The organism is Aeromonas sp. TS_SC_11 (genome assembly GCF_057318915.1).
In genome coordinates this window covers 606,824-622,964 of the sequence record NZ_CM170470.1, presented here as the reverse complement: position 1 = coordinate 622,964, position 16,141 = coordinate 606,824, and the positions used below count along the sequence as shown (strand labels likewise).

At 57.5% G+C, this 16,141-nt stretch carries 16 protein-coding genes; 7 read left to right on the top strand and 9 right to left on the bottom strand.

Annotation, left to right across the window (positions count from 1 at the left end; translation table 11 throughout):
- Positions 1–94 precede the first annotated feature (94 nt).
- The 5 genes from lpxC to mutT all read left to right on the top strand — a co-directional run bounded on the left by lpxC (position 95) and on the right by mutT (position 6,528).
- Positions 95–1,018, top strand: a complete 924-nt coding sequence (gene lpxC / locus AC1P02_RS02885; RefSeq protein WP_017412296.1) for a UDP-3-O-acyl-N-acetylglucosamine deacetylase — start codon at positions 95–97, stop codon at positions 1,016–1,018.
- Between the two features lie 149 nt (positions 1,019–1,167).
- Positions 1,168–2,073 (top strand): M23 family metallopeptidase, encoded by a 906-nt coding sequence (locus AC1P02_RS02880; RefSeq protein ID WP_485184007.1) that lies wholly within the window; start codon positions 1,168–1,170, stop codon positions 2,071–2,073.
- 59 nt (positions 2,074–2,132) lie between these two features.
- A complete protein-coding gene (gene secA, locus AC1P02_RS02875) occupies positions 2,133–4,853 on the top strand; it encodes a preprotein translocase subunit SecA (protein WP_021140335.1) in 2,721 nt (906 codons plus the stop codon).
- Positions 4,854–4,927: 74 nt separating this feature from the next.
- A complete protein-coding gene (locus AC1P02_RS02870; protein WP_485184005.1) occupies positions 4,928–6,112 on the top strand; it encodes a tetratricopeptide repeat protein in 1,185 nt (394 codons plus the stop codon).
- Between the two features lie 8 nt (positions 6,113–6,120).
- Complete coding sequence (gene mutT, locus AC1P02_RS02865) at positions 6,121–6,528, top strand: 8-oxo-dGTP diphosphatase MutT (RefSeq protein ID WP_005314168.1); 408 nt, start codon at positions 6,121–6,123, stop codon at positions 6,526–6,528.
- Positions 6,529–6,605: 77 nt separating this feature from the next.
- Here mutT and yacG read toward each other — a convergent pair whose 3' ends face one another.
- The 9 genes from yacG to AC1P02_RS02820 form a co-directional block, all read right to left on the bottom strand.
- Positions 6,606–6,800 carry a DNA gyrase inhibitor YacG gene (yacG, locus tag AC1P02_RS02860; RefSeq protein WP_005314167.1) on the bottom strand — a complete coding sequence of 65 codons (195 nt, stop codon included), beginning with the start codon at positions 6,798–6,800 and terminating at the stop codon, positions 6,606–6,608.
- Positions 6,801–6,809: 9 nt separating this feature from the next.
- On the bottom strand, positions 6,810–7,532 hold the full coding sequence (gene zapD, locus AC1P02_RS02855; protein WP_005314166.1) for a cell division protein ZapD: 723 nt from the start codon (positions 7,530–7,532) through the stop codon (positions 6,810–6,812).
- A gap of 37 nt (positions 7,533–7,569) precedes the next feature.
- Complete coding sequence (gene coaE / locus AC1P02_RS02850) at positions 7,570–8,184, bottom strand: dephospho-CoA kinase (protein ID WP_096119755.1); 615 nt, start codon at positions 8,182–8,184, stop codon at positions 7,570–7,572.
- Positions 8,185–8,203: 19 nt separating this feature from the next.
- Positions 8,204–9,079 (bottom strand): prepilin peptidase, encoded by an 876-nt coding sequence (locus AC1P02_RS02845; protein ID WP_125729778.1) that lies wholly within the window; start codon positions 9,077–9,079, stop codon positions 8,204–8,206.
- A 63-nt stretch (positions 9,080–9,142) separates the two neighbouring features.
- Positions 9,143–10,384 (bottom strand): type II secretion system F family protein, encoded by a 1,242-nt coding sequence (locus tag AC1P02_RS02840; protein ID WP_059113460.1) that lies wholly within the window; start codon positions 10,382–10,384, stop codon positions 9,143–9,145.
- Positions 10,385–10,516: 132 nt separating this feature from the next.
- Entirely contained in the window at positions 10,517–12,223 is a 1,707-nt protein-coding gene (gene tapB, locus AC1P02_RS02835; protein WP_058394588.1) for a PilB family type IVa pilus assembly ATPase TapB, read from the bottom strand.
- A gap of 3 nt (positions 12,224–12,226) precedes the next feature.
- A complete protein-coding gene (locus AC1P02_RS02830; RefSeq protein WP_485184000.1) occupies positions 12,227–12,649 on the bottom strand; it encodes a pilin in 423 nt (140 codons plus the stop codon).
- Positions 12,650–12,984: 335 nt separating this feature from the next.
- On the bottom strand, positions 12,985–13,842 hold the full coding sequence (gene nadC / locus AC1P02_RS02825; RefSeq protein ID WP_374993759.1) for a carboxylating nicotinate-nucleotide diphosphorylase: 858 nt from the start codon (positions 13,840–13,842) through the stop codon (positions 12,985–12,987).
- 4 nt (positions 13,843–13,846) lie between these two features.
- The gene (locus AC1P02_RS02820) at positions 13,847–14,317 is read right to left on the bottom strand and encodes a retropepsin-like aspartic protease family protein (protein WP_485183998.1); all 471 of its coding nucleotides are present in this window, start codon (positions 14,315–14,317) and stop codon (positions 13,847–13,849) included.
- A 149-nt stretch (positions 14,318–14,466) separates the two neighbouring features.
- Here AC1P02_RS02820 and ampD point away from each other — a divergent pair, with 149 nt between their 5' ends.
- On the top strand, positions 14,467–15,039 hold the full coding sequence (gene ampD, locus AC1P02_RS02815) for a 1,6-anhydro-N-acetylmuramyl-L-alanine amidase AmpD (protein ID WP_282790785.1): 573 nt from the start codon (positions 14,467–14,469) through the stop codon (positions 15,037–15,039).
- Positions 15,040–15,315: 276 nt separating this feature from the next.
- On the top strand, positions 15,316–16,080 hold the full coding sequence (gene pdhR / locus AC1P02_RS02810; RefSeq protein ID WP_005314150.1) for a pyruvate dehydrogenase complex transcriptional repressor PdhR: 765 nt from the start codon (positions 15,316–15,318) through the stop codon (positions 16,078–16,080).
- Positions 16,081–16,141: the final 61 nt, after the last annotated feature.

Here is a 16,141-nt window from a genome sequence, read left to right as displayed (position 1 = left end):
ATGGCACTAGTTTGTTTGTTGCTTAAGGAATGTGCTAAGATGGCCTGCCAACGACCATCTGGTCCGGAATATGAGCTGTTAAGCGGATACGCCCATGATTAGACAAAGAACCTTGAAAACGAGTGTCCAGGCCACTGGTGTTGGCCTGCATTCGGGCCGGAAAGTCACAATGACGTTCCGTCCGGCGCCTGTTAACACAGGGATCGTTTACTTGCGTACCGATCTTGATCCTGTGGTAGCGCTGCCAGCCAATGCCGATCAGGTGCGCGATACCGTGCTTTGTACCGCTTTGGTCAACGAAGCCGGTGTCCGTGTCTCTACCATTGAGCACCTCTCTGCCGCGCTGGCTGGGATGGGGATCGACAACCTCTATGTGGAGGTTGACGCACCCGAGATCCCGGTGATGGACGGCAGTGCGCACCCCTTTATCTACCTGCTGCAAGAAGTCGGTATCCGCGAGCAAAATGCTGCCAAGCAGTTCGTGCGGATCAAGCAGAGCATCCGGGTTGAAGACGGCGACAAGTGGGCGGAATTCCACCCCTATCGCAACGGCTTCAAAATGGATCTCGAGATCGACTTCCAGCATCCGGTATTTGAAGGACGCAATCAGCGTTGCGTGCTGGACTTCTCCGGTGCTTCTTTCGTGAAAGAGATCAGTCGTGCCCGCACTTTTGGCTTCATGCGTGACATCGAGTACCTGCGTTCCCAGAACCTGGCATTGGGCGGAAGCCTGGAAAATGCCGTTGTACTGGATGACTACCGGGTACTGAACGAAGATGGCTTGCGTTATGAAGATGAATTCGTCAAACACAAAATGTTGGATGCTATCGGTGACCTTTATATGTGTAACCGCAGCATCATCGGCGAATTCCGTGCCTACAAGACCGGCCATGCTCTGAACAACAAGCTGCTGCGTGCCTTGCTGGCCAAGCAGGAGGCCTGGGAACTGGTCACCTTCGAGGGCGAGGGTGCCAAAGCGCCTATCGCTTACTACGATAACGGTCTGGTTCTGGCCTGATAGCTGTGCAACAGGACGCCGGTCATCTCTCCGCACCGACGTCCTGTCATTCATTTTTCCATCCTGATACCGATACCGATACCGATTATCTCCCGGTTTTATTTCCCGTGCAGGCTCCTGGCCTCACCTGACCGAGCAGACAGATTTCTATGAGCATTACCCTGATCCTCAACGGCAAGCAGCGACGCAAGTTGCATTTGCCCAAACAACGTCTGGCCTGGGTCGGCGGAATCCTCTTCTCTGTATTGGCCCTGGGTGGCGGCTGGCTCTGGCAGAGCTGGCACCAGAAAATGGATGCGCTCGAAGTGGCGCTGGCCATGGCCGAACAACAGACATCCACTCAAGGGGCAGATGAAGCCCGCGAACAGCTTGCCATGCTGGCCGCCCAGGTGGGCACCATGCAGGGGCAGTTGGGTCGTATCAATGCGCTCGGTGAACGCTTGACCGAGCAGGCAGACCTCGATCCCGAGGAGTTCAATTTCAAGGAACTGCCCCCTATGGGCGGTCCTTCCTATGATGTGGATCTGGAAGTCAACCTGAATGAATTGCAGGATTCCATGAAGCATCTCAGCCAGCAGCTCAGCAGTCGTGAAGAGCAGCTGTCGGTACTTGAATCTTTCATCATGAATCACCATATAGCCGATGCCGGTTTTATTTCAGGCTCGCCTGTCAAACAGGAGCGGGTCTGGATCTCGTCAGGCTTTGGTGGTCGGATCGACCCGTTCAACGGTCGCGCCAAGATGCATAAAGGGGTCGATTTCCGTGGCAAGCCCGGTACCCCTATTTTGGCGACGGGCCCGGGCATCATCAGCTGGGCAGGCCGCCATCCGGAATTTGGCAACATGGTGGAAGTGAACCATGGCAATGGTTTGGTGACCCGCTATGCCCACAACTCCAAGTTGCTGGTTGAAGTGGGCACGCTAGTCGATCAGGGTCAGAAGATTGCCTTGATGGGACGCACCGGTCGCGCGACCGGGGTCCATTTGCATTACGAAGTATTGAAAGACGGTCGTCAGGTCAACCCCGCACGCTTTCTCAACGCCAGACGGGGTTAGGTTTTTTTCTCCAGGTTCCAGTGACGGAACACTTATATAACCAGAAATAGTTGGTACCCATGATTAGCACACTGCTTACCAAGATTATCGGCAGCCGGAACGACAGAACGCTCAAGGCTTTGCGCAAAATTGTAAAACAGATCAATGCGATGGAGCCTCAGTTTGAGGCTTTGTCCGATAGCGAGTTGCAGGCCAAGACAGCTGAATATCGTCAGCGTCTGGAGCAGGGTGAGACGCTGGATCAGTTGCTGCCGGAAGCGTTCGCGACCGTGCGTGAGGCCTCCAAGCGGGTGTTTGGCATGCGTCACTTCGACGTCCAGCTGATCGGCGGCATGGTGCTTGACTCCAACCGCATCGCTGAAATGAAAACCGGTGAGGGCAAGACGCTGACTGCTACCTTGCCGGCCTATCTGAATGCCCTGAGCGGTCGTGGTGTGCACGTGGTGACGGTGAACGACTATCTGGCCAAGCGTGATGCCGAGGCTAACCGCCCCCTGTTCACCTTCCTCGGCATGACGGTCGATTGCAACGTGCCTGGCATGGATGCGTCCCAGAAGCGTGACGCTTATGCTGCAGATATTACCTACGGTACCAACAACGAATTCGGTTTTGATTACCTGCGTGACAACATGGCGTTCTCGCCCGAGCAGCGTGTCCAGCGTCCGCTCAACTACGCGCTGGTCGATGAAGTCGACTCCGTGCTCATCGATGAAGCTCGTACCCCGCTGATTATCTCAGGCCCGGCCGAAGACAGCTCCGCCCTTTACATTCAGGTCAACAAGCTGATCCCGCAACTGATCAAGCAGGACAAGGAAGATACCGAGGAGTACACAGGCGAAGGTCACTACACGGTAGACGAGAAGAACCGTCAGGCCCTGCTGACCGAAAATGGTCAGATTTTCGTGGAAGAGTTGCTCAAGCGAGAAGGGCTGCTGGCCGAAGAGGACTCTCTGTTCTCCGCGACCAACATCAGCCTGCTGCACCACGTCAACGCCGGTCTGCGTGCCCACACTCTGTTTGAGCGCAACGTCGACTACATAGTGCAAAAAGACGAGATCGTCATCGTTGACGAACACACCGGCCGTACCATGCCGGGTCGTCGCTGGTCTGATGGCCTGCACCAGGCCGTCGAGGCGAAGGAAGGGGTCAAGATCCAGAACGAGAACCAGACTCTGGCCTCCATCACCTTCCAGAACTACTTCCGTCTCTATGACAAGCTGGCGGGCATGACGGGCACGGCAGATACCGAAGCCTTTGAATTCCAGCAGATTTACGGCCTGGATACCGTGGTTATCCCGACCAACAAGCCGATGGTGCGTAAAGACATGGGCGATCTGGTCTATCTGACTGCCCAGGAGAAATACGCCGCCATCGTCGAAGACATTCGCGGTTGTGTCTCCCGTGGTCAGCCGGTGCTGGTGGGTACTGTCTCAATCGAAAACTCCGAGCTGCTCTCCGGCATCCTGACCAAGGAGAATATTCCGCACAAGGTACTGAACGCCAAGTTCCACGCCATGGAAGCGGAAATCGTGGCTCAGGCAGGTCAGCTTGGCGCCGTTACTATCGCCACTAACATGGCCGGTCGTGGTACCGACATAGTGCTGGGTGGCAACTGGCAGGCCGAGATTGCCCAGCTGGATAACCCGACTGACGAGCAAATCGCCGAGCTGAAAGCGGCCTGGCAGGTGCGTCACGATGAAGTGCTGGCCGCAGGTGGTCTGCACATTATCGGTACCGAGCGTCACGAATCCCGTCGTATCGACAACCAGCTGCGCGGCCGTTCTGGTCGTCAGGGTGACCCGGGCTCCTCCCGTTTCTATCTCTCCATGGAAGATACCCTGATGCGGATCTTCGCCTCCGATCGCGTGACCGGCATGATGAAGAAGCTGGGCATGGAAGAGGGCGAGGCCATCGAGCATCCCTGGGTAACCAAGGCCATCGAAAATGCCCAGCGCAAGGTGGAAGGTCGCAACTTCGATATCCGCAAGAGCTTGCTCGAGTTTGATGACGTGGCCAACGACCAGCGCAAGGTGGTCTATGAGCAGCGCAACGAGCTGCTGGATACCAACGACATCTCCGAGACCATCCACGTCATCCGTGACGATGTCTATGGTGCCGTGATCGACGAATACATTCCGCCCCAGTCTCTGGAAGAGATGTGGGATGTGCCGGGTCTGGAAGCGCGTCTGAAAGCCGATTTCGGGCTGGATCTGCCGTTGCAGCAATGGCTGGCGGAAGATGACAAGCTGTATGAAGAGAAGCTGCGCGAGCGCATTCTGGACGAAGCCACCAAACTCTATGCCCACAAGCAGGAACTGGTCGGTGTCGAGGTGCTGCGCAACTTCGAGAAGGCGGTGATGCTGCAAACTCTGGATGGCCTGTGGAAGGAGCATCTGGCGGCCATGGATCACCTGCGTCAGGGCATCCATTTGCGCGGCTACGCCCAGAAGAACCCCAAGCAGGAGTACAAGCGCGAGTCTTTCGATCTGTTCACCCAGATGCTGGAAACTCTCAAGCGCGACGTGGTCAGCATACTGAGCCGTGTTCAGGTGCAGGAGCGTGATGTGGAAGCCCTGGAAGAGCAGCAGCGCCAGCAGTCCGAAGCTGCTCCCCGCACTTACACCCATGCCACCGCAGAGAGCCAGTTGGCTGATGAAGAGGCTGCTGCCGAAGAGGGTCACACCACCTTCGTGCGGGATGAGCAGAAGATCGGTCGCAACGATCCCTGCCCCTGTGGCTCCGGCAAAAAATACAAGCATTGCCACGGTCAGTTGACCTGATCGCACAGTGACGCTTCATGCACCGCCTCCGGGCGGTGCATTTGTTTCAGGGCGGCAAAAGGAGAGGGAAGACCATGAGCAAAATGCCGACAGGATGGGATGCCAGTGCCCATGAGCGCTGGCTTGGAGGACAGAGACAGGCTGCGATCCAGCAACTGCTGACAAAGCTGAACAGTACTGCGGCAAAGCCAGTGGCATTGCAGCTGCAATTTGCCTATTACCTCTTCTTGTGTGATGACCCTGCCTCTGCCGCACAGGTGCTGGAGATGGCACATCAGGCGGCTCCTGATAACGACGAGGTGCTGCGCAATCTCTGCGTCTGTCTGTCACGTTCGGGTCAGCATGAACGTGCGGTGGAGAGGCTGCAAACCCTGTTGGTACGCACTCCTGAGGATTTCCATGCCCTGGATGGGTTGTGCACCTCGCAAGCCAAACGTGGGCGCTATGTCGAGGCGGCTGCCGCCGGAACCAGGGCGCTGATCCTGAAGGATAGGGCGGTTCGCCAGCAGCCACAGGGCTGGTCGTTACCCGATGGAGAGCCTGATGCCTGGCTGGCAGGACACGCCGGCAAGCAGAATGTCATCGCCTTCTCTCTGTGGGGCAGCGCGCCCCGCTATTTGCGCGGAGCTGTCGACAATGTGCTGGCTGCTTCCTACCTCTATCCGGGGTGGAGCGTTCGTTTCTACGTGGATGAGAGCGTGCCGTCGACGCTGCTTGCCACTCTGGGGGAATTGGGTGCCGAGGTGTGCATGCAAGCGTCCGGTCAATCCCTGCGTCAGCGCCTGTGCTGGCGCTTTCAGGTGGCCAACGACCCGCAAGTAGGCCGCTTTCTGGTGCGGGATGTGGATTCAGTGCCGGGCGTGCGAGAGCGGGTTGCCGTTGATGGCTGGCTTGCATCGGGCCGCTGGTTTCATATCATGCGGGACTGGTGGAGCCATACCGACCTGGTCTTGGCGGGTATGTGGGGTGGGGTGGCCGGCGTGTTGCCGCCGCTGGCGCCCTTGCTGGATACCTATCAACCGGAGGCGATGGAAACGCCGAACATAGACCAATGGTTTCTGCGTGACACTCTCTGGAGCTATCTGGCCCAGAGCTGTCTGGTTCATGACCGTTGCTTCACCCCGCCAGGGGCCATCCCCTGGCCCCTTCCCGCACCTGACGGGACTGAACATGTGGGGCAGGATATATTTACGGCGCAAGGGGCGCTGCAAGCTCGTCGGCTGGCCCCCTGGATAGCCACATTGCCGTGTTTACGTTGAGGACAATGATGGAACAGAAAAAACGGATCTGGGTGGCGGTTGGCGTCATCGAGAATGAGCAGGGCGATATCTTCATCGCCAAGCGCTCTTCAGACCGCCATCAGGGCGATCGCTGGGAGTTCCCGGGTGGCAAGGTAGAGGCGGGGGAAGACCTGCTCACCGCGCTGGACAGGGAGTTGTGGGAAGAGATTGGTATCCGGGTGCTGGATTGCGCTCCCTTCATGGAGCTGCATCATGACTACCCCGAGAAGCAGGTATTGCTGGATATCTGGAAGGTAACCCGTTTTAGCGGTGAGCCGTTTGGCAAGGAGGGGCAGGAGTGCCTGTGGGTGCCGCTGGCATCACTGCATGAATACCAGTTCCCGGATGCCAACGGTCCTATCGTGGGGCGGCTGCAAGCCTCTCTGGCGGTCTGATTGACCCTGGCTAAGTCATTGCTACGGATTTGACAGCAATTTAAAAAGGGCCTTGTCGGCCCTTTTTTGTGTGCGGCTCACTGCCACTGCTCACCTTCATCCGGGTAAGGCAGCAGGTCCGGGTTGATGGGGCCCGGGATTCGCTTTTCTTCATCCGCCCATTCGCCAAGATCGATCAGCTGGCAGCGCTTGCTGCAGAAGGGGCGGAACGGGCTCTGCGGCCCCCATTCCAATTCGGTTTTACACGTCGGGCACTTTACTTTGGTGACCATGGTTACTCCTTAGCAGCAGGCGAGCTGGAAGGGAACGTCGCCAATCTGTTGCTCTGTAGTGGGCAGGAAGCGCAGCGCGAAACGGTTCTTGTGGCCGCTCAGCGTCGGATAGCACTGCTGGGCATCGGGCAGGCGGATGCGGATCAGTTCCGCATTCTCGGCAGTATCTTGGAAGAAACCATTGGTAGCGATCTCGTCGCTGAAGTTGCCGGATTCACGCCATAGCCGCAGCAATAGGGTAATGGCATTCATCAGCAGATTGATGTCGCTGAGCCAAAGTTGCATCTGCTGGTTGCGAACCATCGTCGGCGTACCCAACCAGTGGTGCAGTTGCGGTACATCGAAGGCGCACAGACCGCCGGGAATAGAGAAGCGCTGACGGATTGAGCCGAGCAGTCTATCCTCTTTCAGCCGAGCGCCGGGGCGTGAGGCACTGAGCAGGTTGCGAGAGAGCTGGGTGCTCTCCTGCTGCATCTGTTTGATCTGTTCCAGATCGACATCCGGCAGACTGGCCCAGTGGCTCAGACGCTGGCCGAGACGCTCCAGATCCTTGATGAGATCGGCTCGCAGGTCTCCGCGCTCCAGCAATTCTTGCAGATCGAACAGCCCCTTGAAGAAGGCGATGTGTGCCCAGGACTGGTCACTGTCCAGATTGTCGCGGATCTGGGAAAAGAGAGACTCCAGACGAAGATAGGTCCGGCTTTTTTCATTGAGGGGAAAATCGTAAATCATGCCTAATCCTGGCCAGCCATAAACCGGCCTAGTGTACTCACACTTGACTGGCTTGTTGAGAGGCAAATGCCATATATGTCTCGTGCAGCGCTAAAATCCGGCGCTTTATGGTCTCGGCTGCGTCATTTTGGTTGTCCAGCACGTCATCGGCTGCCGCGAGCCGCTCGGCACGGCTTGCCTGTGCAGCGAGAATGGCCTCTGCTTGCGCTCGGCTAACGCCATCCCGGCGACAGGTCCGCTCAACCTGGGTTGCCTCATCCACATCGATCACCAGCACCCGGTTGGCCAGCTGGGTAAGTCTGTTCTCGATCAGCAGCGGCACCACCAGCAGGCAATAGGGCGAGCGTGCGTTGGCGCACTGGCGCAGCATCTCCTGGCGGATCAGCGGATGGAGCAGGCCGTTGAGCCATGCCTTGGCGTCAGGATCGCTGAATACCCGCTCCCGCAGGCGGCGCCGATCGAGCTGCCCCTGCGGATCCAGCATCTCGGGGCCAAACTGGGCGGCGATGGCGGCCAGGGCCGGTGTGCCGGGCTCCACGACTTCGCGAGCGATGACGTCCGCATCCACTATGTCTATGCCAAGCTCGGCAAACTGATTGGCAATGGTGGTTTTGCCGCTGCCAATACCGCCTGTGATTGCAACGATATACATGAGTCAGTGCACCCTTTTTTCAGAGGATAGTGGAGAGATACCAGCGGGTGATGCTATCGCCCCAGAGCAGTGCGATCCAGCCTGCGATGGCGAGATAGGGGCCAAAGGGGATGGGTTTGCTCTGGTGATGGTTGCGCAGCAAAATGAGGCCAATGCCGAAGATGGCGCCGACCAGAGAAGAGAGCAGCAGTACTATGGGCAGCGCCTGCCAGCCAAGCCAGGCTCCCAGCGCTGCCAGCAGTTTGAAGTCCCCATAGCCCATGCCCTCCTTGCCGGTAAGCAGCTTGAAGGCCCAGTAGAGGCTCCACAGCACCAGATAGCCTGCCATGGCGCCGATGACAGCATCGCCGAGAGGCACGTATCCGCCAAGCAGGTTGAACAGCAGCCCGCCCCACAGTAGCGGCAAGGTGAGCTGGTCCGGCAGCAGCATCTTGTCCAGATCGATAAAGGTGAGCGCCACCAGCACCCAGGTCAGCAGGAGGGCAGCCAGCGTGCCCCAGCCAGGGGTGAGCGTCATGGCAACCACCACAGAGAGCAGAGCGGTCAGCAGCTCCACCAGCGGATAGCGAGCCGAAATGGCGGCCTGGCAGCCCCGGCAGCGACCTTTGAGCCAGAGCCAGCTCAGCAGGGGAATGTTTTCCAGGGCCGTTATGGGGTGATTACAGTGAGGGCAGCAGGAGCGCGGCACCATCAGATTGTAGCGCTCGTCAGCTTCTGGCTGCGGCGTGTCTGAACTGAAATAGCTGCGATATTCGGCCTGCCACTCCCGTTCCAGCATGATGGGCAGGCGGTGGATCACCACGTTGAGAAAGCTGCCGATCATCAGGGAGAAGAGAAATACCAGCGAGAAGTAGAGCCATGGCAAGCCGTGTGCCAGCTCGAGAAGAAGTGTCATAACCAACCGTCTGTCATGAAATTGGGAAAAGGGCATGCCGTTGTGAGTGCACACCCTCGCGGATCAGCCTACCACGTCACCCAGCTTGAAGATGGGCAGGTACATGGCAACGACCATACCGCCGACCAGTACCCCCAGCACCACCATGATGAGAGGCTCCAGCAGGCTGGTGAGGCCGTCGACCAAGTCATCGACCTCTTGCTCGAAGATGGTCGCGACCTTGGAGAGCATATCATCGATGGCGCCTGACTCCTCACCGATCATCACCATCTGGATCACCATATCGGGGAAGAGATCCACGGTGCGCATGGCCACGTTGATCTGCATGCCGGCTACCACCTCGTTGCGAATGGCCATGACGGCGGTGCGATAGACATAGTTGCCTGAGGCGCCGGCGGCCGAGATCAGTGCATCCACCAGGGGTATGCCCGCCGAGAAGGTGGTGGAGAGGGTGCGGGCGAAGCGGGCCATGGCCGCCTTGTGCAGTATCATGCCCACCACGGGAATGGTGAGGATGAACTTGTCTGTGTTGTCTTTGACTTTCTGGGATGCGCGCCATGCACGTACATAAAGGAAAATGCCAAGCCCTATCCCGCCAAAAATCACATACCACCAATTCTGCATGAAGCGGGAGATGCCGATGACAAACTGGGTGAAGATGGGCAGCTCGGCACCAAAGCTCTTGAAGATGTCCTCGAACTGCGGGATGACGAACAGCAGCAGTATGGAGGTGACGACGATGGCGACCAGGATGACCATGGCGGGATAGAACATCGCCTTCTTGATCTTGGACTTGAGCGCTTCCGATTTTTCTCTATAGGTGGCGATGCGATCGTAGATGGTTTCCAGGGCGCCGGATTGCTCGCCCGCTTCCACCAGATCGCAATAGAGCGCATCAAAGTGGCGAGGGTGGCGGCGCAGGGCATCTGACATCGGGGTGCCTGTCTCCACATCGGCAGCGATCTGGCCCATCAGCTCGCGCATCGCGGCTTTTTCATGGCTGCGTGCTATGATCTGCAGGCTCTGCACCAGAGGTACCCCGGCGGAGAGCATTGTGGTGATCTGACGGGAAACGATGGCGATATCCATCGGTTTGATCCTGGCGCCACCCTTGGAAAAAAGCCCCTGGCTCTTTTTGCTCACTCTGGTGACATTGACCCCCTGCTTGCGCAGTTCGGCCTTGACCGTATTGATGCTGTCGGCCTGCAGCTCGCCGGATACCTTCTGACCTTTGCGATTTACCCCGCTCCAGCGGAAGGCAAAGACTTTCTTGGGGGCATTCTGTTTTTGCGTTAGCGTTGCCATCACTGCATCCTGCAATTGGGCGCTGGCATCCGAGCCACTCTCTTGTTGCCTGGATGCCCTAGCCTGATGGGAATCGTCAAGGACGCCGGTTCGGCATCACCTGGATCAGTCAGTCTGATTGGAAATGGTCTGTCAGTTGGTGGTCACTCGGTTGATCTCTGCCAGGCTGGTCACTCCCAGGCGGGCCTTCTCCAGGCCCGAGACACGCAGGGTTCGCATTCCCTCTTTTTGAGCAATCGCTGCAATTTGCAGGGAGTTGGCCCCTTGCATGATCAATTTTGCAATGTTTTCAGACATTAGCATGATTTCGTAGATACCGACCCGACCCTTGTAGCCCCCCGAGCACTCTTTGCAGCCTACCGGTTTGAACAGGCGCAAGCCGGCGGCCAACTGCTGCTGGGTGAAGCCCAGCTCCAGCAATTCAGCCTCGGGCACCACTTCCGGCGCTTTGCAGTGATCGCAGAGCTTGCGAGCGAGGCGCTGGGCCATGATGAGGGTTACTGAAGAGGCGATATTGAAGGCCGGGACCCCCATGTTCATCATCCGGGTCAGGGTTTCGGCAGCCGAGTTTGTGTGCAGGGTGGAGAGCACCAGGTGGCCGGTCTGGGCGGCTTTGATGGCAATCTCGGCGGTTTCCAGATCCCGGATTTCCCCCACCATCACAACGTCGGGGTCTTGGCGAAGAAAAGAGCGCAGGGCGCTGGCGAAGGTCAGCCCCGCCTTGGGATTGACTTGTACCTGGTTGACACCGGGCAGGTTGATCTCCACTGGATCTTCTGCAGTGGAGATGTTCACCTCTGTGGTGTTGAGAATATTGAGACCGGTATAGAGAGATACAGTCTTGCCAGAGCCGGTCGGGCCTGTCACCAGTATCATGCCCTGTGGCTTGGAGAGGGCACGCAGATACTGTGCCTTCTGCCGGTCGTCGAAGCCGAGCTGTTCGATATTGAGCCGCGCCGCTGAGGAGTCGAGCAGACGGATAACGATCTTCTCGCCCCACATGGTGGGCAGTGTGTTGACCCGCATATCCATGGATTTGTTGCGCGACAGCTTGAGCTTGATGCGACCATCCTGAGGCAGCCGTCGCTCTGCGATATCGAGTCGCGCCATCACCTTGAGGCGGGCCGAAAAGCGGTTGGCCAGATTGACCGGCGGCGTCGCTATCTCGTGCAGTATGCCATCGATCCGAAAGCGGATACGGTACTTGGTCTCATAGGGTTCGAAGTGCAGATCCGAGGCGCCGCGCTTGATGGCATCCATCATGATTTTATTGATGTATTTGACGATGGGGGCATCGTCGTCGGCGGTATTGACGCTCTCATCGAGGCGGGAGTTTTCGTCCGAGACTTCCAGCTCGGAGATCTCCGACTCGTCGATCTCCTCCATGCCGAGGGCATCCTGCTCGCTTTCCAGCAGCTTGCCGATGGCGGCGGTGAGCTTGTTCTCTTCCACTAGCAGGGCTTCTGTATGGAGCCCGAAGCTGAAGCCAAAATCCTCCAGTGCCGACACGTTGGTCGGATCCGACATGGCGATATAGAGGGTGTGGCCCTGGGTGTAGATGGGCAGCACATGGTGTTTTTCAATCAGCTTCTGATTGAGGTACTTCTGCGGGATCTCGGCCAGGTCGAAAGCGGCAAGATCCAGCAGAGGCACCCCATATTCCAGCTCGCAAAAATCCGCCAGCGCCTTGCTGTCGAGGATCTCGTTTTCAATCAGAAATGTCACGAATGGTTTGCGCTGGGCCTTGGCTTGGCTCAGGTAACGCTGTGAGTCGGACTCACTGAGCAGAGATGAGGCGGCCAGGCTTAACGCCAGGCCGCTATTGGGGCTAGAGGTCATGCGTTAGCAGAGGCCACTGGTAGTACAAGTACCAGATTTAGTCCATATGACTGAACCATTATCAGCTTCACCGGTTAGGATATATGTGTCGCCATCTACTTCGTCCTCTCCAGTAGCTGTGATCATGGCTGCACTCGCATTAGATGGGGCTGCAGCAAGAGTGAGGCTTGCCACTAAGCCTTTTGGATAACCAGAGATTGTAGGAATTCCGTTCGTTCCATCATCTTGGCAAGTTGTCATGTCACTTGTAGAGCTGAAGCATACCTCTACGGCTGTTTTTAGCGCCCCTGTTGCAGCTACAACTTCTGTAAACTTGGCCTTTTTGGTGTAAGTCTGATACGCAGGCAGCGCGATGGCGGCCAGGATGGCGACGATCGCGACCACGATCATCAGTTCGATAAGGGTAAAGCCTGATTGCTTCTTCATGTCAAATATCCTTTTGTCCTTGGTTCCTGAGACGTGCTGGTGGAAAACTATCCACACGTCAGTATCTTATCCGAGCTGTTCGACTTGGCAACAGAGCGCATCGCCTTTGTTAACTAGTTTCCTGTCATTTGCGAGGAACTTGATATAAATCATGGATGAAGAGCCTCTACTGGCTCTTTTTTACTGGCGGGATGGGGTCCATCATCACACTCCTTTGCTGAGGGATCCTGCATAAAGAAAAGGCGCCCGTGGCGCCTTTTGCAAGTCCTTCATCTTCTTATATGTCAGCCGAGCCATGATGAGATCGCGAGTCTTTCTCAGTTGGCTTTATCCAGCTAAATAAAGCGCATGGAGAGATCCAGTGCCCGCACATGCTTGGTCAGTGCCCCTACCGAGATAAAGTCGACGCCGGTGGCGGCATATTCTGCCAGCGTGTCCAGCGTCACATTGCCGGAGACCTCCAGCTTGGCACGGCCCTGATTGAGGGTCACGGCTTCGCGCATCATGGGCACATCGAAGTTGTCCAGCATCACTATATCGGCGTTGGCGGCCAGTGCCTGTGCCAGCTCGGCCAGGGATTCGACCTCCACCTCCACCGGTTTGCCCGGATTGAGGCGGCGGGCTTCGGTGATGGCTTCGCTTATGCCGCCGCAGGCAAGTATATGGTTCTCTTTGATGAGATAGGCATCATAGAGACCGATTCTGTGGTTCTTGCCACCGCCACAAGTGACTGCGTATTTCTGGGCGGTGCGCAGGCCAGGCAGGGTCTTGCGGGTATCGAGCAGACGACAGCGGGTGCCCGCTAGTTCGGCCACATAGCGGGCGGTGAGGGTGGCAACACCCGAGAGGGTCTGCACGAAGTTCAGTGCGTTGCGCTCGCCGGTCAGCAAAACGCGGGCCGGGCCGTGCAGGCGAAACAGCTCCTGATTAGGGGAGAGCGGTTCGCCATCTTGCACCAGCCACTCCACCTTTACCTCGCCGCCGAGCTGGGCGAACACTTCATCCACCCAGGGTTGGCCACAGAAGACGCCCGCCTCCCGGGTAATGACCCGGGCGCTGGCAATGCGATCCGCCGGGATCAGCTGGGCCGTGATATCGGCGCTGGCATCCGGTTGATCGAGCGTGGTGAGGGCCTGACCTAGGTCTTCGAGTAGCGCGGCGCGCACGGCGCGGCTGATATCCTGTTGAAACATGCCTTTATTCCTGCAAGGGTCTGAGAAGCAACTGCCTGTCTTTTTGGCGCAATTCCAGCCGGCCGAGGGCATTCATGCCCACCAGGATCTCGTCCCCGCCGGCCGCTGGATTGATAAAGATGGGCAAATCGTACAAGGTCAGCGGACCCATCGCCAGGGTTTCGATCTGACTGGTCTGAACCTGGATGGTGCCGGCTGCCGTGTTGACACGGCTATGGCCGCTGGGGGTCAGCCCGATGCGCTCGGCCACATGCAGCGGCACTGTGACCCGGGTTGCGCCCGTGTCCAGCAGCAGTTGCACCGGTTGGCCGTTGATGGCACCCTCCAGACGATAATGGCCGCTGGCATCGGCTTTGAGCCGCAGCTCGCCGCTGGCGGTCACGGTCGGTTGTGAGCTGTGGTGGAAATAGAGGGTCAGCAGCCCCATCAGAGAGAGCCAGGCCAGCAACCAGAAGCGGCGTGCCATAGGGTGCATATCCTTTCCTGTGTTGGGCAACAGAGGGCTCAGCCTATCACAGTTGCCTGACTGGATTCAGGCGATTGCGGCGACCGTGAGAGGCAGATCATCTTGCTGTCCAGTCGCCCCTTGTCAAGTGCGCCATTCCATTGCAGAACGAGTAGATGATGACCCAGCCTAAAGCAGTTTTTTCCATTGATTCAGACGGTTGGTGTGAGCAGGCGCGCAAGGTGCCGTCACCGCACCACAACGAGCGAGCCAGTGTGGACGATGTCTCCCTGCTGGTGGTACACGGCATCAGCCTGCCGCCAGGGGAGTTCGGCGGTCCCTGGATTGACGATCTCTTTCTGGGCCGGCTTGATCCGACCGCGCATCCCTATTTCGCCAGCATTCATCAGTTGCGGGTCTCGGCCCACTGCCTGATCCGGCGGGACGGTGAGCTGGTGCAATACGTGCCGTTTGGCGCCCGCGCCTGGCATGCCGGTGTATCGAGCTGGGAGGGGAGAGAGGCCTGCAACGATTTTTCCATCGGCATCGAGCTGGAGGGGACCGACGAGCAGCCCTACAGCGATGCGCAATATGAGGTGCTATCAGGGCTCAGTCGAACCATATCTCGCCATTATCCAGCCATTACTGCGCAACGAATTGTCGGCCATTGTGATATCGCCCCCGGTCGCAAGACGGATCCGGGTGACAGTTTCGAATGGCAGCGATATCGGCAAATGCTCAACTTTAAGTAAATATTCTAAAGATAAGTTAGTGTTTTTAAAATCAATGGCTTGCCTTTGTGGCAGGCCATTTTTTCCTGCTGTTGATCAATTGTTGCCTGTGAGCCAGCTCAAAAATATTGGTCAGACCAATTTCTATGAGCTAAATCATAAATCCCTCTTTTTACCCCTTAAGTGGCAAGGCTGAACCTTGATTCAGATCATCTTTTGGGTGGACTTTTTCCAAGCCCTCTGCTAATTTTCGCCCCATTCATGAAATTGGTAATACCAATTTAACAAAGTAGCCTCATGCCCTATCTCAAGATTACTCAACCCAAGCTGGCCGACGCCATTGTCGCCGAGTTGGAACAGATGATTCTGGAAGGCAGTTTGCAACCGGGCCAGAAGTTGCCGCCCGAACGTGAACTCGCCATCCAGTTTCAGGTATCGCGCCCCTCCCTGCGCGAAGCCATCCAGCGCCTGGAAGCCAGAGGACTCTTGTATCGCCGTCAGGGCGGTGGCACTTACGTACAAAATGCCTTGAGCAAGGGGATCGCCGATCCCCTGTTCGAGCTGCTCAGCACCCACCCGGAAGCCCAGTATGACCTGCTGGAGTTTCGTCACGCGCTGGAAGGCATCTGTGCCTACTATGCTGCGTTGCGGGGAACCGATGCCGACTTCGAGCGGATACGCAATGCGCAGTCCGCCATCGAGGAAGCCGGTCAGCAAGGTTCGCTGGTCACCGAATCCGCCGCTGTTACCCAGTTTTATCTGGCGGTGGCCGAGGCGTCCCACAACGTGGTGCTGCTGCACCTGTTGCGGGCCATGGGCCCCATGCTTGAGCAGAACATTTTACGCAATAACGAAATTTTGAATCGCCGTCCGGGAGTGGTAGCCAAGATACGTCGCCATCGTGCGCATCTGATCGAGGCTATCCTGTCGGGGGCTCCGGAGCGGGCCAGGGCTGCTTGTCATGAGCACCTGGCCTTTATCGAGGACACCTTGTTGGATATGCAGAGGGAAGACAGCCGGATCCAGCGATCCATGCGTCGGATCCGTCAGCAGGAAAACTAATCCCACAAGGCTTTATTGTCGAATGCTTGCGCCCTTCGCCGTGCAATGCCGTGCAATCACA